22 protein-coding genes, 1 tRNA gene and 1 pseudogene are annotated in these 20,261 nt (G+C 33.1%); 11 read left to right on the top strand and 13 right to left on the bottom strand.

What is annotated here, in order from left to right; genetic code table 11:
- Positions 1-13: 13 nt before the first annotated feature.
- Entirely contained in the window at positions 14-718 is a 705-nt protein-coding gene (yycF, locus tag RR554_RS06045) for a response regulator YycF (RefSeq protein WP_332463369.1), read from the bottom strand.
- A 486-nt stretch (positions 719-1,204) separates the two neighbouring features.
- Here yycF and RR554_RS06040 point away from each other — a divergent pair, with 486 nt between their 5' ends.
- Positions 1,205-1,843, top strand: a complete 639-nt coding sequence (locus RR554_RS06040; protein ID WP_332467630.1) for a hypothetical protein — start codon at positions 1,205-1,207, stop codon at positions 1,841-1,843.
- A 149-nt stretch (positions 1,844-1,992) separates the two neighbouring features.
- Here RR554_RS06040 and RR554_RS06035 read toward each other — a convergent pair.
- The 6 genes from RR554_RS06035 to RR554_RS06010 all read right to left on the bottom strand — a co-directional run bounded on the left by RR554_RS06035 (position 1,993) and on the right by RR554_RS06010 (position 6,103).
- Positions 1,993-2,065: transfer RNA gene (locus RR554_RS06035), tRNA-Lys, on the bottom strand.
- A gap of 46 nt (positions 2,066-2,111) precedes the next feature.
- Positions 2,112-2,705 (bottom strand): hypothetical protein, encoded by a 594-nt coding sequence (locus tag RR554_RS06030; protein WP_332467629.1) that lies wholly within the window; start codon positions 2,703-2,705, stop codon positions 2,112-2,114.
- Positions 2,706-2,841: 136 nt separating this feature from the next.
- On the bottom strand, positions 2,842-3,237 hold the full coding sequence (locus RR554_RS06025; protein ID WP_332467628.1) for a YxeA family protein: 396 nt from the start codon (positions 3,235-3,237) through the stop codon (positions 2,842-2,844).
- Positions 3,238-3,341: 104 nt separating this feature from the next.
- A complete protein-coding gene (locus RR554_RS06020; protein ID WP_332463365.1) occupies positions 3,342-3,467 on the bottom strand; it encodes a FeoB-associated Cys-rich membrane protein in 126 nt (41 codons plus the stop codon).
- A gap of 9 nt (positions 3,468-3,476) precedes the next feature.
- Entirely contained in the window at positions 3,477-5,627 is a 2,151-nt protein-coding gene (gene feoB / locus RR554_RS06015; protein ID WP_332463364.1) for a ferrous iron transport protein B, read from the bottom strand.
- The gene (locus RR554_RS06010; protein WP_332463363.1) at positions 5,627-6,103 is read right to left on the bottom strand and encodes a FeoA family protein; all 477 of its coding nucleotides are present in this window, start codon (positions 6,101-6,103) and stop codon (positions 5,627-5,629) included. The genes feoB and RR554_RS06010 overlap by 1 nt, the downstream gene beginning before the upstream one ends.
- Before the next feature lie 356 nt (positions 6,104-6,459).
- On the opposite strand from RR554_RS06010, the gene nrdH reads away from it, so the two are divergent.
- Genes nrdH through nrdF form a run of 4 tightly spaced genes read left to right on the top strand, consistent with a single transcriptional unit; the run spans position 6,460 to position 10,193 of the window.
- The gene (gene nrdH / locus RR554_RS06005; protein ID WP_332463362.1) at positions 6,460-6,693 is read left to right on the top strand and encodes a glutaredoxin-like protein NrdH; all 234 of its coding nucleotides are present in this window, start codon (positions 6,460-6,462) and stop codon (positions 6,691-6,693) included.
- Position 6,694: 1 nt separating this feature from the next.
- Complete coding sequence (gene nrdI / locus RR554_RS06000; RefSeq protein ID WP_332463361.1) at positions 6,695-7,072, top strand: class Ib ribonucleoside-diphosphate reductase assembly flavoprotein NrdI; 378 nt, start codon at positions 6,695-6,697, stop codon at positions 7,070-7,072.
- Positions 7,053-9,215, top strand: a complete 2,163-nt coding sequence (nrdE, locus tag RR554_RS05995; protein WP_332463360.1) for a class 1b ribonucleoside-diphosphate reductase subunit alpha — start codon at positions 7,053-7,055, stop codon at positions 9,213-9,215. Before nrdI ends, nrdE begins: the two co-directional genes overlap by 20 nt.
- A 15-nt stretch (positions 9,216-9,230) precedes the next feature.
- Positions 9,231-10,193, top strand: coding sequence for a class 1b ribonucleoside-diphosphate reductase subunit beta (gene nrdF / locus RR554_RS05990; protein ID WP_332463359.1), 963 nt, complete (start codon positions 9,231-9,233; stop codon positions 10,191-10,193).
- A gap of 16 nt (positions 10,194-10,209) precedes the next feature.
- Here the strand turns inward: nrdF and RR554_RS05985 are convergent, their stop codons facing one another.
- The 3 genes from RR554_RS05985 to spxA all read right to left on the bottom strand — a co-directional run bounded on the left by RR554_RS05985 (position 10,210) and on the right by spxA (position 12,054).
- Positions 10,210-10,722 (bottom strand): GtrA family protein, encoded by a 513-nt coding sequence (locus RR554_RS05985; RefSeq protein ID WP_332463358.1) that lies wholly within the window; start codon positions 10,720-10,722, stop codon positions 10,210-10,212.
- A gap of 77 nt (positions 10,723-10,799) precedes the next feature.
- Positions 10,800-11,483 (bottom strand): adaptor protein MecA, encoded by a 684-nt coding sequence (locus RR554_RS05980; RefSeq protein WP_332463357.1) that lies wholly within the window; start codon positions 11,481-11,483, stop codon positions 10,800-10,802.
- A gap of 172 nt (positions 11,484-11,655) precedes the next feature.
- Positions 11,656-12,054 carry a transcriptional regulator SpxA gene (spxA, locus tag RR554_RS05975; protein WP_332463356.1) on the bottom strand — a complete coding sequence of 133 codons (399 nt, stop codon included), beginning with the start codon at positions 12,052-12,054 and terminating at the stop codon, positions 11,656-11,658.
- 365 nt (positions 12,055-12,419) lie between these two features.
- On the opposite strand from spxA, the gene trpS reads away from it, so the two are divergent.
- From trpS to RR554_RS05960, 3 genes are all read left to right on the top strand, one after another.
- Entirely contained in the window at positions 12,420-13,430 is a 1,011-nt protein-coding gene (gene trpS, locus RR554_RS05970; RefSeq protein ID WP_332463355.1) for a tryptophan--tRNA ligase, read from the top strand.
- A gap of 64 nt (positions 13,431-13,494) precedes the next feature.
- The gene (locus tag RR554_RS05965; RefSeq protein WP_332463354.1) at positions 13,495-14,064 is read left to right on the top strand and encodes an ATP-dependent Clp protease proteolytic subunit; all 570 of its coding nucleotides are present in this window, start codon (positions 13,495-13,497) and stop codon (positions 14,062-14,064) included.
- A 94-nt stretch (positions 14,065-14,158) separates the two neighbouring features.
- Positions 14,159-14,431, top strand: coding sequence for a hypothetical protein (locus tag RR554_RS05960; protein WP_332467627.1), 273 nt, complete (start codon positions 14,159-14,161; stop codon positions 14,429-14,431).
- 53 nt (positions 14,432-14,484) lie between these two features.
- On the opposite strand, the gene RR554_RS05955 is transcribed toward RR554_RS05960, so the two are convergent.
- Together RR554_RS05955 and RR554_RS05950 are read right to left on the bottom strand one after the other, a co-directional pair.
- Entirely contained in the window at positions 14,485-15,492 is a 1,008-nt protein-coding gene (locus tag RR554_RS05955; protein ID WP_332467626.1) for a lipoate--protein ligase, read from the bottom strand.
- An 11-nt stretch (positions 15,493-15,503) separates the two neighbouring features.
- On the bottom strand, positions 15,504-16,241 hold the full coding sequence (locus RR554_RS05950) for an MBL fold metallo-hydrolase (RefSeq protein ID WP_332467625.1): 738 nt from the start codon (positions 16,239-16,241) through the stop codon (positions 15,504-15,506).
- 261 nt (positions 16,242-16,502) lie between these two features.
- Between RR554_RS05950 and RR554_RS05945 the strand changes: the two genes are divergently transcribed.
- The 3 genes from RR554_RS05945 (at position 16,503) to RR554_RS05935 (ending at position 18,938) form a co-directional block, all read left to right on the top strand.
- A complete protein-coding gene (locus RR554_RS05945) occupies positions 16,503-17,579 on the top strand; it encodes an ABC transporter permease (protein ID WP_332467624.1) in 1,077 nt (358 codons plus the stop codon).
- 4 nt (positions 17,580-17,583) lie between these two features.
- Positions 17,584-18,270: an ABC transporter ATP-binding protein gene (locus RR554_RS05940; protein ID WP_332463349.1), complete on the top strand. Its 687-nt coding sequence runs from the start codon at positions 17,584-17,586 to the stop codon at positions 18,268-18,270.
- 68 nt (positions 18,271-18,338) lie between these two features.
- Positions 18,339-18,938, top strand: coding sequence for a TetR/AcrR family transcriptional regulator (locus RR554_RS05935; RefSeq protein WP_332463377.1), 600 nt, complete (start codon positions 18,339-18,341; stop codon positions 18,936-18,938).
- Between the two features lie 56 nt (positions 18,939-18,994).
- Here the strand turns inward: RR554_RS05935 and RR554_RS05930 are convergent.
- Positions 18,995-20,261: pseudogene (locus RR554_RS05930) on the bottom strand (hypothetical protein); the annotation flags it as partial.

Genomic DNA, 20,261 nt, shown 5'->3' with positions numbered 1-20,261 from the left:
ATTGTAAAAACCTCTAATCCTGTTCAGGGTTTCGTAGATAATACCCTACACCACGTCTTGTTACTAACCACGTTGGATGACTTGGATTGTCTTCAATTTTTTCACGTAATCGTCTAACCGTTACGTCAACTGTACGAACATCACCAAAGTAATCATATCCCCAAACAGTTTGAAGTAAATGTTCACGCGTCATCACTTGCCCAATATGTTTAGCTAAATAATGGAGTAATTCAAATTCACGGTGAGTTAACTCAATTGTCTCCCCGCGCTTAGATACAATATACGCATCAGGATGAATCGTTAAAGCACCGATATTTAATTCATTGTTGTTATCTTCTTCGGCTTTAGCTGCTGTATTTCCGTGACGTCTTAAGTTTGCTTTCACACGTGCGACTAATTCACGATTAGAAAATGGTTTGGTTACATAATCATCTGCCCCAAGTTCTAAACCTAATACTTTATCAATTTCAGAATCTTTAGCTGTTACCATAATAATAGGTGTGTCGTAATTTTTTCTCACTTCACGACATACTTCTAAACCATCTTTTTTTGGTAACATTAAATCAAGTAAAATTAAGTCAGGTTCAACTTCACTTACCATCTCAATTGCTTCTTCACCATCAAAAGCAGTAAAAACCTCGTATCCTTCTTTACTCAAATTAAATTTAACAATATCCGAAATCGGTTTTTCATCATCAACTACTAATATTTTTTTCAATGTTGGACCTCCTTGACATAACATTTTATGTACTGTATCCCTTTCATTATACAACATTTTCCTTCCTATCTAAAATATTTCTTTCTATCCCCATTTTTCATTTATTAAAAACGTATTAATACTTTATTAACACTGTATTTTAATTGAAATTATTATCATTAAATACATATCAATATGCAAAACATGAAAAGTGTTAAATGCTGATTTATCAACTTTTGAGAGGTTGTTTTTTTTTGAAAAATAAATAAAGTCCTTTTTATATTGTCAGTTCGGCAGTTATGTTTTAAGCTTAATATATAAATTAATTTATTTAATTTATTCGGCTAATAATTGAAGCGCAAGTCTTGTTTTCCCCTTCCCTTACAAAACCTTGCTTGCGCTGAAGCAAAAAAGCAGAGAACCTAGGTTCCTGCTTTTTTTGTCTGTATTTTTAGTACTTTTAAATATAATAAATTACAAATAATATTTTAATTTGGAGGAATGACCATGATCAACTTTTTTACATTAATAATTATAATGGGGATTACTAGTACGTGGTTCTTTACAAAGAAAAAACCAGATAAAAAGAAAAAAATAATTTCAATCATTGTTTCAGTCATCGCATTCTTAGGTTTCGGATTATTTACAGAATTAGAGAAAAAAGATAATACTAATAATAAAACTGAAAAAATTACGGAGAAAACAATTGTTTCATCTGAAAATACGAAAACAACAAAAGAAAAAAAACAAAAAAATAAAACTAAGCCTAGTGATAATAATGAAGAGTACAATAAAGACATAGCAGAAAATTTAGAATTAAAAAAAGCTTGGGCAAATGGTTCAATTGACGAGGATGGAAATCCAACTGATACTGGAGAGCCTAATCCAGAATATACTGTTTGGCTAATAGTGAGCGAAATAAAAATTAACGATCCTAAGAATATTGATGTAAAAGTAACTGCCGATTTCGAAGCTTTACCAACTGGACAAAAAAGTGAAATAGCTAGTACTATCCAAGGTATGGTACTTAGTTCAACAGTCGTTGATGGAGAAACCAAGCGCTATCCCATATATTTTTATAACGGAAAAAATGCTCTTGGTGGTTCAAAAGTTCTTGAACCAACTGAGTTTAAATGGAATGAATAAGATGCATCAGTTTTGACTACGGTTAGATAATTTGTATAAATATTATCTAACCGTAGTCAAAACGGTGTCAGAAGGTAATAAAAAAATGCTTAAACACTCATACATCACCGATGTACCAACGTTTAAGCATTCCTTACTGTCGAGATTTATGGGCTGTAGGGGGTTCGAACCCATGACCCACGGATTAAGAGTCCGTTGCTCTACCAACTGAGCTAACAGCCCCGACTAGACAATTATAACACTTGGTATTTTTATTTACAATCACTTTTTAGTGATTAATTCTTCTTTTTCTTTCATCCATAAGACTAACAATTTTGACTTTCTGGCTTTTTTTTTCAGAGGCTTCAAACAGTCTAACAAACTCATATAAACGGTCTAAATCACTTAAATCAGACATATCTAAGCCCATCTCTTCACCTAATTCAAATAACTTCTCATCATCACTATCTTTTAACAAGACACTTACTTCATGGAACATCAATACTGAGACAGTCTTCACTCGTCCAGCTAATACTAAACCATTCTCTTGTAATTCAGCATGATATAAATATTCAAAGAATTTTACAAGAACGGGTTCCACTTTTTCAAAAAATGATTTTCCAGCAACTATTTTCATTGGGAAAATTGAAATTAATACATCATCTAAAGCACGTGTACTCCATGTTCCAACTGATTCTAAATGATAATCAAACATCCACTCACCAAGCTTTAAGATAATTTCTCTTGCATCTTTTTGCTCTGAGTATTTCAACATTTTAAAGCCAAGCGTTTTTTCAAAATCACTTTCTGCCTTACTCACATCTTCCATCACCATATTAAACATTTCCTCAACTGCTACTGCATCGTATTTTTCTTCCATCATACTTAAATCAACTCTTTTCTTTTTATTTGTCTGTGCTGCTCTACAAAAAGAGTATATGATAAAGACACCCACTTTTTTTTCCTTGTTTGGTCTAATTAAACGACAAAAAAAGAAGATATCCTGTAAAGATACCTTCTTACTTCAATTCTTTTAACGTTTTTTCAGGAACTTCTGATTTTTCTACTTCTGCCCACCGTCTAACATCTTGACCTTTTGTTGTTACTTTTAAATATTTATTAGGTGACAATTTTTTCTCAAAAGAAACATATTTCAACTCACGTTTTTGTCCCTTTTCATTCACACTCACTGTTTCGTATACGTAATTGTCTTTATCTGATCCTCCACTTTTATAGGTAGTAACATAATCATCTGTTGTCTTAACATAGACTTCTGTATTTTTGACAAATGGATTGAACAAGTCAATCACCATTGCGGCATCTGATGTATTATTTTTTGTTAGTAGTGGACTACCAAAGAATACTCCACCTAAAAGAATAAATAATCCTATAAATAAAATATAACTTCTCTTCACGACAATCGTCTCCTCCTGTAAGATATCTCATTACTTTTATCTTATCTAAAGAAAACTTGTTTTTCCCTCGCTTGAACTTACAAGGAACGAACAATTTTGTCACATTATTTCTTTTTAACTGGGCAATCTACTGACGAGCAGTCACATGTTTTTTCTTTTTTAATGCCATATTTATAGATAACTATGCCAACACCTAAAAATATGACACCTGCTAATATTATTGTTCCCATAAGAACCTCCTATAGAATTTCAATGCCTTCAACAACCATTTCTCTTTTTACCCTTGGTTTCTTAACTAACATGGCTAAGACGCCTAGTAAACATAAACTAGCAATCAACTGACCCATGCCAAAAGAAGCTCCTTCAACAAAGATAAGACCTAATTGATAAATAATAAAACTAACCATATAAGCTAATCCACATTGATAAGATATAGCTAATGTTGTCCATTTCCAATCATTCATTTCTCTTCGAATTGCGCCAATTGCCGCAAAACAAGGTGCACACAATAAATTAAAGATTAAAAATGAATAACCAGCTAACGGGGTTAAACTAGCACTTAATAGTGGCCAAAACTCTTGGCCTGTTTCTGTCACGAGCTCCTGATGACCATACAAAATACCAAATGTTCCGACAACATTTTCTTTTGCGATTAAACCTGTCACTGTAGCAATAGTAGTTTGCCAGTTTCCCCAGCCAAGAGGAGCGAAGATGAAAGCAACTGTTTTTCCGATTGCCGCTAGCATACTATCCCCTGCGTCTACCATCTCAAATCTAAAATTAAAGCTCATTAAAAACCAAATCATGACAGAACTTGCAAATATAATAGTTCCAGCTTTTTTTACAAAGGCTTTTGAACGATCAAAAGTTTGTCTGACACTATTTTTCATTCGCGGTAAATGATAGGCTGGCATTTCCATAATAAATGGCGCTGCTTTTCCACCAAATAACTTTGTTTTCTTCAATATAATACCAGATAACACAATAGCGCCGATACCAACGAAATAAGCAGACGGGGCTACCCAACTACTTTTGGGAAAAAAAGCACCTGCAATTAAGCCAATAATAGGCAACTTCGCTGAACATGGCATAAAAGTTGTCGTCATAATCGTCATTCGTCGATCTTTTTCGTTTTCAATTGTCCGACTTGCCATCACACCTGGCACACCACATCCTGTGGCAATTAGCATCGGAATAAATGACTTGCCTGACAAACCAAATTTTCTGAAAAAACGATCCATCACAAAAGCGATTCTCGCCATGTATCCGCAATCTTCCAATACTGACAAGCATAAAAATAAAACTATTAACTGTGGTAAAAAGCCTAATACCGCTCCAACTCCTGCAATTATACCGTCTAAAACTAAGGATTGAAGCCAAGGCGCTATTTTCCAAACGTCTAAGTAATGACCCACAAAATTGGGTACCCACTCACCAAACAGAACATCATTCACCCAGTCTGTTCCAATAGTTCCCACTGTTTGAATGGATAAATAGTAAACAGCCCACATAATCGCTGCAAATATTGGTAATGATAACCATTTATTTGTTACTACTCGGTCAATTTTGTCACTTGCTGTGAATTTAAAGTCTTTAGATTTCACTGTGCTAAGAGCGACTAATTGAGCAATAAAATCATAGCGTTCATTAATAATAATGCTCTCACTATCATCTTCCATGATTTTCTCTGTCAGTTGAACAATCTCTTCGATTTCTTTTTTTATATCTTCTGAGACTATTGTATTCTCAAGTACCTTTGCATCTCGTTCAAAAAATTTAATCGTAAACCATCTTAACTGATGCTCTGGCACATAACTTTTAATTAGCTGACTAATTTCGTCTAGTGCGACTTCCAGCCTATCATCATACAGAGGATAGTTATCCACTTTATTTTGTTTAAAAGCATCACTTTCTAATTGCTCTTTTATTTTTTTCATTCCCTCTTTTTTGACAACACTCAGAGGATAAACCGGTACGCCTAAACCGTACGCTAATTTTTCGCAATTAATAATTGTGCCTTCCTTTTTGACAACATCCATCATATTGACACAAATCATCATCGGCGTTCCTGTTTCTAATAATTGTGTTGTTAAATATAGATTTCTTTCCATATTAGTTCCATCCACAATATTTAACAACTGATCAGGATTCTCATGTAATAAGTAATCTCTTGCCACCACTTCTTCTGGTGTATAAGGTGACAACGAATAAATACCTGGTAAATCTTGCAATACAATAGTAGTTAACTCTTTTAATCGCCCGCTTTTTCTTTCAACGGTCACTCCTGGCCAATTTCCCACAGACTGATTCGAACCTGTTAATTCATTAAACAAACTTGTCTTTCCACTATTTGGATTTCCAACTAACGCAACGTGTTTTTCTTTTGTCATTAATCAAGCTCTCTTTCTACTAGAATTAGTTCTGCTTCTTTTTTTCTTAACGTTAACTCATAATTTCTAACACAAATTTCAATTGGATCTCCCAAAGGGGCATATTTTTTTATTTCAATTCGAGTCCCTCTTGTTAATCCCATATCCATCAAGCGCCTTTTGAGTGCACCTGTGCCAAGAATTTTGACCACTTGGGCTGATTCTCCCACTTTTAAACAATCCATGGATTCCATGACTGCCTCACTTGTTGCTTCCTTTTCAATCACATGAATATCTTTAGCTATCTCTTCATCTAAGCCAATTCGTGTCCCTTTAAACACGACAATAATCGGTTGTCCTTTTTGTTTTGAAACAATATATAAATCAACACCACTCACTAACCCTAAATTATTTAAGTGACGTTCATAACTTTTAGAACCTTTGAACTCTTGAAACTGATACACATGATTCAATTTACACTTCGTAACACTCTCCATAAAAAGGTCTCCTTTTTTCGTTATCCTCACAAATTGATAACGATTCTCATTATTATTTATTCTAAGGCCTGATGCCCCTTGCCGTCAACTACTAATTGTGAATCTTAGCACATTAATCCAATAAAGACTTTTTATTCATTTAATTCATCATTATCACAGGAATCAGGATTGAATAAAAAAATTTTTAATTGAAAAGTCACATGAAAGCTTGATAATATTGTTTTGTGAAAGAATGAATCACTAAAGATTGTGCTTACATTAAAATTAAGCACTATATCTTGTGTTTATAGATTGACTTTTCTTGGTAAAAAGCTATACTATTATTTATAGAAAACAACAAAAACGGAGTGATAAAGATGAAAACAATTACTTTATATACAAAAGATAACTGCCCACAATGCAAAATGACAAAAAAATTCTTAGCTGACCAAAATGTTAACTTTGAAGAAATTAATATTGATAATGAACCACAATATATAGATACTCTTAAAGAACAAGGATTCAGAAGTGTTCCTGTTATTACTACTGCTGATGAAAGAGTGACTATTGTAGGTTTTAGACCAGATCAACTAAGAACGTTGGCTGTTTAATATGAAACTAGTCTTTTTTTCTTTAACCGGGCAAACAAGACGATTTATCAAAAAGCTAGGACTTCCAGCTCATGAAATTGATCCAAACAATCCTTTTTATGAAATGAATGAACCTTACATCTTAATCGTTCCTACTTATGACGCAGAAGTCACTGAAGTAGTGAACGATTTTATTGAGTACAAAACAAATCAAGAAAACATGTTAGGTGTTGCTGGTGGCGGAAATCGTAACTTTGCTGACCTTTTTATTTTTACCGCTAAAGATATTGCAAGAGATTATAATGTCCCTCTTCTCTTTAGTTTTGAGTTTAACGGCACCGAAGAAGATGTGAAAAATTTTAGGAAAGTAGTGAGTGACCTTGAGTCTAAAAGACCTTAAAGATGTAACTTATTTTAAATTAAATAATGAAATTAATAGACCCGTAGATGATCAAATTCCTTTATACAAGGATAAAGAAGCTTTAGCTGCTTTCTTTAAAGAAAATGTTGAGCCTAACACAAAGCAATTTGCTTCTGTTGAAGACAAATTAAACTTCTTAATAGAAGAAGATTATATTGAATCAGAATTCATCAGTAACTATTCTATTGAATTTATCGAATCTTTATATACTTATCTTAGTGAACAAAACTTTACCTTCAAATCATTTATGGCAGCATACAAGTTCTACTCACAATATGCCTTGAAAACAAATGATGGTACTGCCTATTTAGAACGTTACGAAGACCGAGTTGCTTTTAATGCCCTTTATTTTGCTGATGGTGATGAACAATTAGCAATGGATTTAGCTGAAGAAATGATTTATCAACGTTACCAACCAGCAACGCCATCCTTTTTAAATGCCGGTCGTAAGCGCCGCGGGGAACTTGTTTCTTGTTTCTTAGTCCAAGTGACCGATGACATGAATAGTATTGGTAGAACGGTTAACAGTGCCTTACAACTATCACGTATTGGTGGTGGTGTTGGTATTACTTTATCTAACTTACGTGAAGCAGGCTCACCTATTAAAGGGTATGAAGGAGCTGCTAGTGGCGTGGTTCCAGTTATGAAATTATTTGAAGATAGTTTTAGTTATAGTAATCAATTAGGTCAAAGACAAGGTGCTGGTGTTGTTTATTTAAACGTCTTCCATCCAGATATCGAAATGTTCCTTTCAACTAAAAAAGAAAATGCCGATGAAAAAATCCGAGTTAAAACTCTTTCACTAGGGTTGGTTGTTCCTGATAAATTCTATGAATTAGCTCGTAACAATGAAGACATGTATTTATTTAGTCCTTATAGTGTGGAACGTGAGTACGGCGTGCCATTTTCATATATTGATATTACTAAGGAATACGACAATTTAGTTGCTAATCCTAATATTCGTAAGCAAAAAATTAGTGCTCGTTATTTAGAAAATGAAATTAGTAAATTACAACAAGAATCTGGTTACCCTTATATCATCAACATTGACACAGCCAACAGAAGTAATCCTGTATACGGCAAAATTATTATGAGTAATTTGTGTTCTGAAATTTTACAAGTTCAGGAACCTTCTATGATTAATGATCGCCAGCAATATGAAGAACTGGGTACAGATATTTCTTGTAACTTAGGTTCAACAAATATCGTTAACTTAATGGATAGTCCTAATTTTGGTAAGTCTGTTCGTTCAATGACACGTGCATTAACTTACATTACAGACGCATCAGATATTGAAGTTGTCCCTTCCATTCAAAATGGGAACCGTCAAAATCATACAATTGGTTTAGGTGCTATGGGGCTTCATACATATTTTGCTAAAAATCAAATGGAATATGGTTCACCTGAATCAATTGAATTTACGGATGTCTACTTTATGTTATTAAATTACTGGACATTAGTTGAAAGTAACACGATTGCTAAAGAAAGAAATGAATCTTTCCATAACTTTGAAAAATCAGATTATGCAAACGGCTCTTACTTTGATACTTACATCAACGAACCAGTCTTAGCTCATTCTGATAAAGTGAAAGCTTTATTTGATACAATTGACATTCCAACAGCAGAAGATTGGGCAGCTCTTAAAGCTTCCATTCAAGAATTCGGACTATATCACCAAAACCGTTTAGCCGTTGCACCAAATGGGTCAATTTCTTACATTAATGATACAAGTGCAAGTATCCATCCGATTACTCGCTTGATTGAAGAACGTCAAGAAAAGAAAATCGGCAAAATTTATTACCCAGCACCTCATTTAAACAACGAAAGTATGCCTTACTATACATCGGCATATGATATGGACATGCGTAAAGTTATTGATGTGTACGCCACAGCGCAAAAACACATTGATCAAGGAATGAGTTTAACTCTCTTTATGCGCTCTGAAATGCCTGAGGGTTTATATGAATGGAAAAAAGATACTACTAAACAAACAACGCGTGATTTAAATATTCTACGTCATTACGCTTTCCATAAAGGAGTTAAATCTATCTATTACGTTAGAACCTTTACAGATGATGCTGAGGAAATTGGAAGCAATCAATGTGAAAGTTGTGTTATTTAAGGGAGGAAAATCACTGTGACAAATAGTTATTACAAAGCCATCAACTGGAACGCCATTGAAGATATCATTGATAAATCAACATGGGAAAAATTAACTGAGCAATTTTGGTTAGATACACGTATCCCTTTATCTAATGATCTTGATGACTGGCGTACCTTGTCTGAGGATCAAAAAGAAAACATTGGTCTTGTATTTGGTGGTTTAACTTTACTTGATACTATCCAATCAGAAAGTGCCATTGACGCTATCAGACCAGATGTTAGAACACCTCATGAAGAAGCTGTTTTAAATAACATTCAATTCATGGAGTCTGTCCATGCTAAAAGCTACTCTTCTATCTTTAGTACATTAAATACAAAAGCTGAAATCGAAGAAATTTTTGAGTGGACAAATACTAACGAATACTTACAAAAAAAAGCTGAAATTATTAACGAAATTTATCTAAATGGCAACCCGCTACAAAAAAAAGTGGCTAGTGTTTATGCAGAAACGTTTCTATTTTATTCAGGATTCTATGCGCCTCTTTACTATTTAGGCAACAATAAGTTAGCCAATGTGGCAGAAATTATCAAACTTATTATTCGTGACGAATCTGTTCACGGCACTTACATTGGTTATAAATTCCAAGTAGGCTTTAATGAATTATCTGAAGCTGAACAAGAAGAAACCAAAGACTGGATGTACGACTTACTTTTCAAATTATATGAAAATGAAGAAAAATACACGGAACTTTTATATGATAAATTAGGTTGGACCGAAGAAGTTAAGACCTTCTTACGTTATAACGCTAATAAAGCTTTGATGAACTTAGGAATGGATCCTTTGTTCCCTGATACAGCAAATGATGTTAATCCAATCGTGATGAACGGCTTATCAACAGGAACTAGTAACCATGACTTCTTCTCTCAAGTGGGAAATGGCTATCTTCTAGGTACTGTTGAAGCTATGAACGATGACGATTACTTAATTGGGATGTAAATAATAAAAAAAAGAGCTAAGAAGGTACGACTTCTTGGCTCTTTTGAATTTTAAAAACAATTCTTTTAGAAATAACATAATTAATAACTGTTGCTAACACTTGAGAGATAACTGTAAATATAAACTCATTTAATAATTGTTCACTTCCAACAAATCGGTGAAACATTGGGTTTGAATAGAAAGCATTTTGATAATTGATTCGGTTCAACCCGAGATGACTTGCCCAAAATTTTCCATACTTATCAACAAAAAAGAAAGCAATTCCTAAATCAAGTAAAATAACAAATATTCTGCCGATACAAAATTCTAAAAACTGATGACAGGCTTTTTTAAATCCAGTTCCTTTATTTTTAAAGACAAAAAATTTATTAGCAAAAAAAGAAAAAAGAATAGCACATATTTGACCAACAATAACAGGTATCATCACATTATCTGTTAACCCTTTTGAGGTAAACCTTGCGAAGAAATAAATAAAAGTTCCAGTTGTTCCAGCAATTGTGTATAATAAAAACTCTTTTCTTCTAATCAAATATCTCACCTACTTTCTTTTAAAAAAAGAAAAAGGAAATGTTAAAAAACACATTCCCCCCACTTTTTCTTTTCTCGTTACTTGAAAAAATATCTCGTTAATTCTAAAGCATTTAGATCCATCACAAGTTCACCGTACTCTTCTAAAATATCGACTGTGATATTTGTTCGATCTGTGTACTCATAAATTTGCGACATATCATTTTTCATTTGATTTTCACTTGTGTCTTCTACAAAGAAAGTAACACGTAAGTAATAATCTTCTTTGAATTTATAAAGGTATGTTAGTACGTTCTGTAATTTAATTGATTTTGCTAGAGTAATCATTGATTCAAAAGTATCTAATCTAAAGATTGCATCAACAGTATCTCCTGATTCATTGCTGATGAAATCAATTTCTTCATCTAGCTCATTGTTCTCATTACTTGTTCCTTGGTTTTTCATATGTTCTTTTAAGAAATCTGTAAAACCATCCCCTAAAGCACCTTCTGGCATCATATCTAAATGATTCACATCATCCATTGGTAAGTTCTTACTAATGAAAAGTTCTAAACCATCATGATTGGGTAGCACTTGGAAAGTAACAGAGTCTGTTTCTTGAAATTGTTCGTCGACATCCACTTCTTCTAGAATACTATAGAAGAAACTTTCTATTTGTTTTTGATTTCCTAACAAATCTAAAAAAGTAATGCCTCTTTCTTCTAAATCATCATTTCCAATTGACACGCGAATTGTATTTTCATTAATTCTCTCCATCTCCATCTCGCTACACCTCGTTTCTCTTAATTTTATCTTTAGCCTTATTGTATCGGAAAAAATTAAAAAGTAAAGTGATGACTACTCTTAAGCTAATAATTTCCTTTTTTAGAAAAACTAAAAAAACAGCATGTCCGATATGTCATCAGCATGCTGAAGATTATATAAATATTGTTTCTTAAATTCCTGCCATCATTTGAGCATGCTTCAATTCAATTGCTCTTACTTCTCTTGGTAAGAAACGACGAATTTCATCCTCATTAAAACCAACTTGAAGACGTTTATCATCTACCATAATAGGTCGACGTAATAAGCCTGGATTTTCTTGAACTAACTTCAACAACTTAGGAAGTGGAAGTTCATCCAAATCAACGTCCAACTTTTGAAATACTTTAGAACGAGTAGAAATTATTTCTTCTGTACCATCTTCTGTCATGCGCAAAATTTCAATTAACTCGTCTTGAGTTAGTGGTTCCGAGAAAATATTTCTTTCTACAAACGGGATTTGGTGTTCTTGTAACCAAGCTCGTGCTTTCCGACAAGATGTGCAACTAGGTGAGGTATATAATTTCAACATACGATTCACTTCCTTTCAAAATTAACAGACTAACAGTTTGTGTTCACTGTTTATGACTTTAAGTTAATTATACTATAACACTTTCTAAAATACTAGATTTTTTTGAATTTTTTTATCAAAAAACGTATATTTAATAACTTGTGTAAACCTTGTTAAATATACGTTTCTATTAAAAAACATAAATCTTAATACAATATTTACAAATAATTCACAATTGAAAAAGATTATGAAACAGGTTAAATTTGTGTACTACCCATTTTCTTCGGATTGCTTTTAATTCTAGTGATTTCTTATGAATCTCTGTCTTTCTTTCCATTTTTTAGTATAATGTACTTATGACTAACTAAAAAAAGGTGGAATCATTTATGGAAGTAATTTTTTCTGGTATTCAACCGAGTGGGATTCCCACTATCGGAAATTATATTGGGGCAATGAAACAGTTTGTTGATTTACAAAAAGAATACAAGTGCTATTTTTGTATTGTTGATGAGCATGCTATTACAGTGCCTCAAGACCGTTTAAAACTAAGAGAACAAATTTTACAATTAGCTGCGCTTTATTTAGCCGTAGGAATTGACCCAGAGCAAGCTGACATCTTTATTCAATCAGAAGTCCCAGCACATGCTGAAGCAGCCTGGATCGTTCAATGTAACACCTCTCTTGGAGAATTAGAAAGAATGACCCAATTTAAAGATAAGTCTCAAAAACAAGTCTCTGTTAATGCCGGACTTTTGACTTACCCACCTTTAATGGTAGCAGATATTATTCTCTACAATACTAATCTTGTTCCAGTTGGCGAAGATCAAAAACAACATTTAGAATTAACACGTGACTTTGTGACTCGTTTTAATTCTCGTTATGCTGGTAAAAATCAAGAAATTTTAACAACACCAGAAGTTAAGATTCCAGATAAAAATAGTGGTGGGCGGATTATGAGTCTGCAAGAACCGACGAAAAAAATGAGTAAATCAGATGACAATGCAAAAGGATTTATTTCAATGCTTGATGAGCCTAAAACAATTGCTAAAAAAATTCGTTCGGCTGTTACTGATTCAAGTGGCATTATCGAATATGATCCTGAAGAAAAGCCAGGTATCTCAAATCTACTTGTTATCTTCTCTTCTGTCACTGACTACTCAATAGAAGAATTAGTTGAAAAATACAAGGATAGTGGCTACGCTGAATTTAAATCTGATTTAGCTGAGGCTGTTGTTGCCTGGATTGAACCGATTCATGAGCGTTATAACTATTTCTTAAATTCAGACGAATTACATGCTATTTTAGATAAAGGTGCCTTTGAAGCTCAAAAAGTAGCGAATAAAACATTGCAACGCATGAAAAATGCTGTTGGCTTAGGACGTAAACCAAAGCGTTAAAAAGCGTCTATTCTTTTCAACTATGTTAAAATAGTTTTAGTATATTATTGGAGGTTTTTCTATTATGGAAGAAACAAAAAAACAAGATGCAAATTCATTATTAACTCAAAAAATGATTGATAACCGCACTATCTTAATTTACGGTGAAATTAACCAAGATTTAGCAAAAGAAGTAAGTGGACAATTGTTACTACTTGCTTCATTAAGCGATGATCCTATTACTATTTTTATTAATAGCCAAGGTGGTCATGTTGAAGCAGGAGACACTATTCATGACATGATTAAATTTGTTAAACCAGACGTAAAAGTTGTTGGTACTGGTTGGGTAGCAAGTGCTGGTATTACCATTTACTTAGCTGCTAACAAAAAGAACCGTTATTCTTTACCAAACACTCGCTTTATGATTCATCAACCAGCTGGTGGCGTTCAAGGACAAAGTACTGAAATCCAAATTGAAGCCCAAGAAATTATCAAAATGCGTGAAAGAATCAACCGCCTGATTGCTAAAGCAACTGGTCAAACTTATGAACAAGTTTCAGAAGATACAGATCGTAACTTCTGGATGAGTGCTGATGAAGCCGTTAAATATGGTATCGTTAATAAAATTATCGATAAATCAAAACAAGTAAAATAATTATTACTATTAAACGTATCGTGGAAATCATTCACGATACGTTTTTTTGTCTATAAATGATATAATTAAAGAAAAAGTTTGAGTGGTGAGTATCATGAAATCAATGTCAAAATGGACGCTATTTAATCTGATTGCGGCTTTTATCATTTGTTTTAGCACATTTTTTCCTGAAATATTACCTATTGTATATCTTAATTTTTACATTTCATCAACTATTGTTGCTATTTTAATGGTCAATAATATTATTGCCTTAGTGAAAACAAAAGAAGGTTGGAACATAATCAGTATTTTTCTCACTCTACCGGCTTTTCTTTTCTATGCTTTTATTATATACATTGCTATATTTGAAATCCCTTTAGCACCTTAAATAAAAAAAGCTACGATATCTATTTAAAATAGGTATCGCAGCTTTTTTCCATATTAATACAATAACTCAATTAAATCTTCTGCTTCAACATTACCAAAGTATTTTTTCACATCAATATTCTTAACTGCTTCTGTAATAGCCGCTTTTTCATATTTAACACCTTGAAGTGATTTTTCAACATCAGCAATTTCACCTAAACCAAAGAAATCACCAAAAATACGAATGTCTTTAATTTCACCTTCAGACACATTCATCTTTGCTTCAATCGAACCAATTGTAAATCGTTTTCGACGAACCAAATCAAATTCTGGTGAGCGCCCATAATTCCAATCCCAATTGCGGTACAATTTATCTGAAATGGCATTAATTTTTTCCCAGTCTTTATCTGTAAGTTTGTAGACATTCACGTCTTCAATAGTATCTGTTTCAAATATCTTTAATAGAATTTCTTGTCTGAAATCCTCTGTAGACATATTTTGATGCGTATCAGTTAAGTAAGGTTTGATATTAGTAACACGTGAGCGAATCGATTTGATTCCTTTTGATTCGATTTTGTCTTTTCTCACCTTAAGTGCATTGACAACTTCATTCACATCACTATCAAACATCAGTGTGCCATGAGCAAACATGCGACCATTAGTTGAATACATCGCGTTTCCTGAAAATTTCTTTCCATCAATGACTAAATCATTACGTCCCTTAAGTTCAGCACCTTCAACCCCCATATCATGCAGCGCATCAATAATTGGTTGTGTTACTTTACCAAAATTTCTAAAAGATTCACCATCATCAGGCATAATAAAACTAAAGTTCAAATTTCCAGCATCATGATAGACTGCTCCCCCACCACTTAAGCGGCGAACCACATGGATACCTTGTTTTTCTACATAGTCTGTATTAATTTCTTCAATTGTATTTTGATTACGTCCAATAATAATTGACGGCTCATTAATATAAAACAATAAAATTGGCTCATCAATTGGCATTTCCTGAACTAAATATGTTTCAATGGCTAAGTTAATTCGTGGGTCTGTCATTTCTTCATTTGATACAAAAATCATGGGACATTCTCCTAAATAGTTATTTTTAATTGCGTTGATGCTAAAAGTGTTTCCACACTGTGATGATGATATTTTTCTGTTTGCTCTTTTAAGATTGCTAAATCAATATCTTGTTTTAAATGACTTAAAACAAGTTTTTTGACTTGTGCTTTTTCTGCTAGTTCTCCTGTTTCTTTTGAGGTTAAATGTGCGTGATGATTTTCATTTCCCTCTAAAAAATAAGTGTCCGTTATCAATAAATCTGCGCGATAACAGAAATCAGCTAATTCTTCAAAATAGCCTGTATCTGCTGTAAAAACAAAGATTTTACCTGTTGCTTTTTCTACAATCCGCATAGCAAAACACGGTACAGGATGAATTGTTTTCAAAAAGGTGATTGAAAATGGCCCAACTTCGAGTTCTTTACTTGGTTCATAACCAATTCCTTTTGACACTTTTGGTAATGTCAATTGATCAAAATGCCACGTATCCTCCATATGACCATAGATTGGTAATTCTGCTACTGGTTGAGTTGGTTTTAATTGCCTTAAATATTGTAAAACTCCTAAATCAGCAATGTGGTCGTGATGATAATGCGTTAGTATGACCGCATCTAACGTTAGCGGATCTATTATTTTTTCTAATTGGATTAACGTTGAACTTCCCGCGTCAAGCAAAAGAGAATAACCATCTGATTCGACTAAATAAGACGTCGTCCCCTCTTCTTTTTGAGGAAAGCCTCCCCAAAATCCAAGAACTGTTATTTTCATCCTATCACTCCTCATCTCTAAAAAATAATCCTATTTATACTTTACTTGTTATTTCATTTTTTCACAATAAAAATCACCTAAATCCTTGTTTTAACCTTTATTTCTCGATATTCCGTTCATTTTAAGAACAATTTTGTATTCATTTTTTTCTTCACAAAAAAATCAAATTTAAATTAGTGACATTTTGTCACTTTAGTATTATACTTTAAAAAGTGACAAAGTGTTACCAACTAATTATGATTTAGATAAAGGAGAATGTTTATGTTTTTAGCAATTAAAGAAATGAAATACTCAAAATTAAGATATACCCTAATTGTTGGGATTATTGTTTTGATTTCATATGCAGTATTTATGCTATCAGGATTAGCTAACGGGCTAGCCGATGAGTTCAAACAAGTCATTGTCGATTGGAACAGCCAGGCAGTCGTCTTATCAGAAGATAGTAATAAAAACTTAGCAGCTTCTCAGCTAACTGAGAAAAATTTAGATGATGTGGATGCCAATAAAAAAGCGCCCATTTCTGTATACAACGGAGCGGTTGGTGAAAAAAACAAGAAAGTTAATATCACTCTTTTTGGGACTGATAGTCAAGCCTTTTTACTTCCTGAAATGACAGATGGAGACCTGTTCAAAGAGCCGAATGATATTATCATTTCAAACAATTTAGCTAAAGAAGGCTATAAAATAGGTGACACGATTGAAATGGGTAGTGACAACTTAAAAATGAAAGTTGTGGGGATTTTTCCTGAGACTTTCTACACCGTAACACCTGTTATCTACTCATCATTAGAAGATGCAGCAAAAGTAAAATATGGGAAAAACTTTAAAGCCTCAAGTGATGGGCAACCTATCAATGCGGTTGTGACAAATAATTCCTCTACAGAAGTTGTTACAGATGCCAAACCTAAATTAAACGTGATTAAAACGGATAACTTTATTGAAAGTTTACCTGGTTATTCGGCTCAAAATCTAACTCTTAACTCGATGATTTACTTCTTGTTCTTTATTGTTACAGCGATTATCGGAATTTTTATGTATGTCATGACCCTTCAAAAAACAAGTATTTTTGGGGTGATGAAAGCACAAGGTATTTCTAGTAAATTTATTATCAATTCAATTGTTAAACAATCTTTAATGATTGGTGTGATAGGAATTGCTATCGGTTTTGCTCTTGGTCTTGGGACAAGTTTTATTTTACCTGATGCTATGCCATTTAGTGTGGCACTTAATTTATGGCTCATTTACAGTTTGATTTTACTACTTGTGACAATTATTGGTAGCCTCTTCTCGATTGGAACAGTTACCAAAGTAGACCCTATGAAAGCAATTGGAGGTTAAGAAAATGACAGACATGCTTATGATGAAAAATATTACCAAAACATTTAAACAAGGAAAAGAAGATATTCACGCCTTAAAAAATGTGAACTTCACAGTAAAACAAGGTGAGTTTATCAGTATTATTGGCCCTTCTGGTTCAGGAAAAAGTACTTTTCTAACTATTTCAGGTGGACTACAACAGCCTACAACTGGCGACATCCGAATTAATGATATTTCTTTTACTAATTTATCTGAAAAGAAACGTTCCGCACTAAGATTTAAAGAGATTGGTTTTATCTTACAAGCATCAAATTTAATCCCATTCTTAACAATTAAAGAACAATTTTATTTAGTAGATAAAGTCAACAAAGACAAAAAATCAGATGAAAGAATTAACGATTTACTTCACTCCCTTGATATTGAGCATTTAAAAGATAAGTACCCTAAAGACTTATCAGGTGGTGAAAGACAACGCGTTGCTATTGGACGGGCCCTTTATAATGACCCACATTTAATTTTAGCTGATGAGCCTACCGCAAGTTTAGATACTGAGCATGCGTATGAAGTCGTTAAATTGCTTGTAAAAGAAGCACATGAAAAACAAAAAGCAACGGTTATGGTTACCCATGATCATCGAATGATTCAGTGGAGTGACCGCGTGTTTGAGATGCAAGACGGTGAATTGGTGGAAGTAAAAGACTTCAAAAAGTAAAGAATGTCAAAGAAAATTGTGATAAAATGAGAGTGATTTAGATGACCTATAGAAAGGGGTTTAAAAGCATGCCACACGATACTTTTTTAAACCTATCAGATAAAAAAAAAGAAACCATTGATCATATCTTACTCAATACATTTTTCAAAAAGCCAATTAGCCAAGTAAAAGTAGCAGAAATAGTTAGCGAAATGAAAATGTCTCGAGGTGCTTTTTATAAATATTTTGATGATTTAGAAGATGCCTATACTTATATTATTAACCAATACGCTCTTTTAATTCATCAAGATATTATTAAGTATATTCAAGCAGATAAAAATCAATTTTTTGATGGCATCGAAAAATACTTGATTTGGTGTAGTGAACTTGATCATGAGACAGACTATTGGAAAAGCCTTCGCCTCTTAACAGAGTCAAATGATTTATCCGCGTATAAACGCTTTCCACTAGCAAGTGATTCTCCTCTTTTAACACAGTGGACTGATATTTTAGTTGCCAATCATATTGTAATGACAGATCATGAGGAGTCTGTTAGCTTCTTATTTTTCATAATGGAGCTTGTGATGAATTCTTTAACTGGTTATATCGCCAATGATTGGACTACTGAAGAATTAGTTAAAGATTACCGATTCCGCGTTAAATGGATAATGACAGGCGTTACCCAATAAACTTAATTAGATTATAAAAAGGACAAAGAATCTTTGATGGATTCCTTGTCCTTTCTCTATTTCACTGCATGTTCACTTAGATAACCATACCATTTGCCTTTGTTATCATAGAGTGAGTAATACGTTGAACCATTTATATGATTGTATTTTCCTCTTGCTGTAAATGATTTTCCCATTAAACTGCTCGTTGACTGACGTTTTTTCCATCCAAAATTAGACCACGTATTATAATTCTTTTTATTAATAGTTACTTTACGGCCATCTTTAATATAGGCTCCCTGTTTTCCATCTCCAAGCTTAACAGCACTTGCGTTTAGATAGCCATACCATTTGCCTTTGCTATCGTAGAGTGAATAAAACGTACTACCATTAAAATGGGTATAACGACCTCTTGCTTGATATGTTTGGTTCATCAGGTTCTTCGTTTTATTCCGACTCTTCCAAGCAAAGTTAGTCCATGTATCGTAATTATCTTTTGATATTGTCACATAGCGACCATCACTGATGTAAGCACCTTGCTTACCATCTCCGATTTTCACTGCCTTTTCGTTGATATATCCTTGCCATTTTCCTTTATTGTCAAAAAGTGATAAATAAGTTGACCCATTCTCATGGTTATATTTTCCTTTAGCTTGGTAAGTTTGATTCATCATTTTACTTGAATCACTGCGTTTCTTCCAACTAAAATTAGACCACGTACTATAATTTTTCTTACTTATTGTTACAAAACGGCCATCTTTAATGTAAGGTCCTTGAGGGTTTGTTTCTTCACCTATTAGCTCTTTTTTTGTTTTTACTTTATCTAGTTTAAGTTTTGTCTCACTAACTAGATTGTCCACTGTATTTTTAGTTGTTGCTTTGTCAATTTTTCCATTTGCTTCTTTTAAAATAGAGGTCAATTCGTTTTTCTGAGCTTCCAAATAATTTTTAGGATCTTTATAGTTCAGTATACCTTTCTTAGCGTCTGTTTTATACGCTAACAATTCTTTCGCTTTTGCGCTGTTTTCAGCATCTGTTAGTTGTTTATTTGTTTTTACTTTATCTAGCTTTGTCTTAGCTTCCTTAACGACACCATCAACGCCCTTTTTATCGGCTGCTTTATCTATTTTTACGTTAGCATCTTTTAAAATGTTCTCAATTTCACTTTGTTGTCCTTGTCGATAATCTTTATTGTTTTTATAACTTCTTAAGTTATTTTTAGAGGTTGCTTTATACGCCGCTAACTCTTTTATCATTGCTTCCTTATCAACATATTCATCTTCCATATCTATCATATAAGTCGAATATTCATAAGTTATTGGTTTTTCGTCTTTTAAAACACCT

This window comes from Vagococcus sp. (assembly GCF_036639995.1).
GTDB lineage: Bacteria > Bacillota > Bacilli > Lactobacillales > Vagococcaceae > Vagococcus.
This window is presented reverse-complemented; position numbering and strand designations above follow the sequence as displayed.

Excerpts from the sequence above, each read along its gene's own strand:
- RR554_RS06040 (WP_332467630.1), top strand. The coding sequence starts at position 1,205 with ATGATCAACTTTTTTACATTAATAATTATAATGGGGATTACTAGTACG.
- RR554_RS06030 (WP_332467629.1), bottom strand. The coding sequence starts at position 2,705 with ATGATGGAAGAAAAATACGATGCAGTAGCAGTTGAGGAAATGTTTAAT.
- RR554_RS06020 (WP_332463365.1), bottom strand. The coding sequence starts at position 3,467 with ATGGGAACAATAATATTAGCAGGTGTCATATTTTTAGGTGTTGGCATA.
- feoB (WP_332463364.1), bottom strand. The coding sequence starts at position 5,627 with ATGACAAAAGAAAAACACGTTGCGTTAGTTGGAAATCCAAATAGTGGA.
- RR554_RS06010 (WP_332463363.1), bottom strand. The coding sequence starts at position 6,103 with ATGGAGAGTGTTACGAAGTGTAAATTGAATCATGTGTATCAGTTTCAA.
- nrdH (WP_332463362.1), top strand. The coding sequence starts at position 6,460 with ATGAAAACAATTACTTTATATACAAAAGATAACTGCCCACAATGCAAA.
- nrdI (WP_332463361.1), top strand. The coding sequence starts at position 6,695 with ATGAAACTAGTCTTTTTTTCTTTAACCGGGCAAACAAGACGATTTATC.
- RR554_RS05980 (WP_332463357.1), bottom strand. The coding sequence starts at position 11,483 with ATGGAGATGGAGAGAATTAATGAAAATACAATTCGCGTGTCAATTGGA.
- spxA (WP_332463356.1), bottom strand. The coding sequence starts at position 12,054 with ATGTTGAAATTATATACCTCACCTAGTTGCACATCTTGTCGGAAAGCA.
- trpS (WP_332463355.1), top strand. The coding sequence starts at position 12,420 with ATGGAAGTAATTTTTTCTGGTATTCAACCGAGTGGGATTCCCACTATC.
- RR554_RS05965 (WP_332463354.1), top strand. The coding sequence starts at position 13,495 with ATGGAAGAAACAAAAAAACAAGATGCAAATTCATTATTAACTCAAAAA.
- RR554_RS05960 (WP_332467627.1), top strand. The coding sequence starts at position 14,159 with ATGAAATCAATGTCAAAATGGACGCTATTTAATCTGATTGCGGCTTTT.
- RR554_RS05955 (WP_332467626.1), bottom strand. The coding sequence starts at position 15,492 with ATGATTTTTGTATCAAATGAAGAAATGACAGACCCACGAATTAACTTA.
- RR554_RS05950 (WP_332467625.1), bottom strand. The coding sequence starts at position 16,241 with ATGAAAATAACAGTTCTTGGATTTTGGGGAGGCTTTCCTCAAAAAGAA.
- RR554_RS05945 (WP_332467624.1), top strand. The coding sequence starts at position 16,503 with ATGTTTTTAGCAATTAAAGAAATGAAATACTCAAAATTAAGATATACC.
- RR554_RS05940 (WP_332463349.1), top strand. The coding sequence starts at position 17,584 with ATGACAGACATGCTTATGATGAAAAATATTACCAAAACATTTAAACAA.
- RR554_RS05935 (WP_332463377.1), top strand. The coding sequence starts at position 18,339 with ATGCCACACGATACTTTTTTAAACCTATCAGATAAAAAAAAAGAAACC.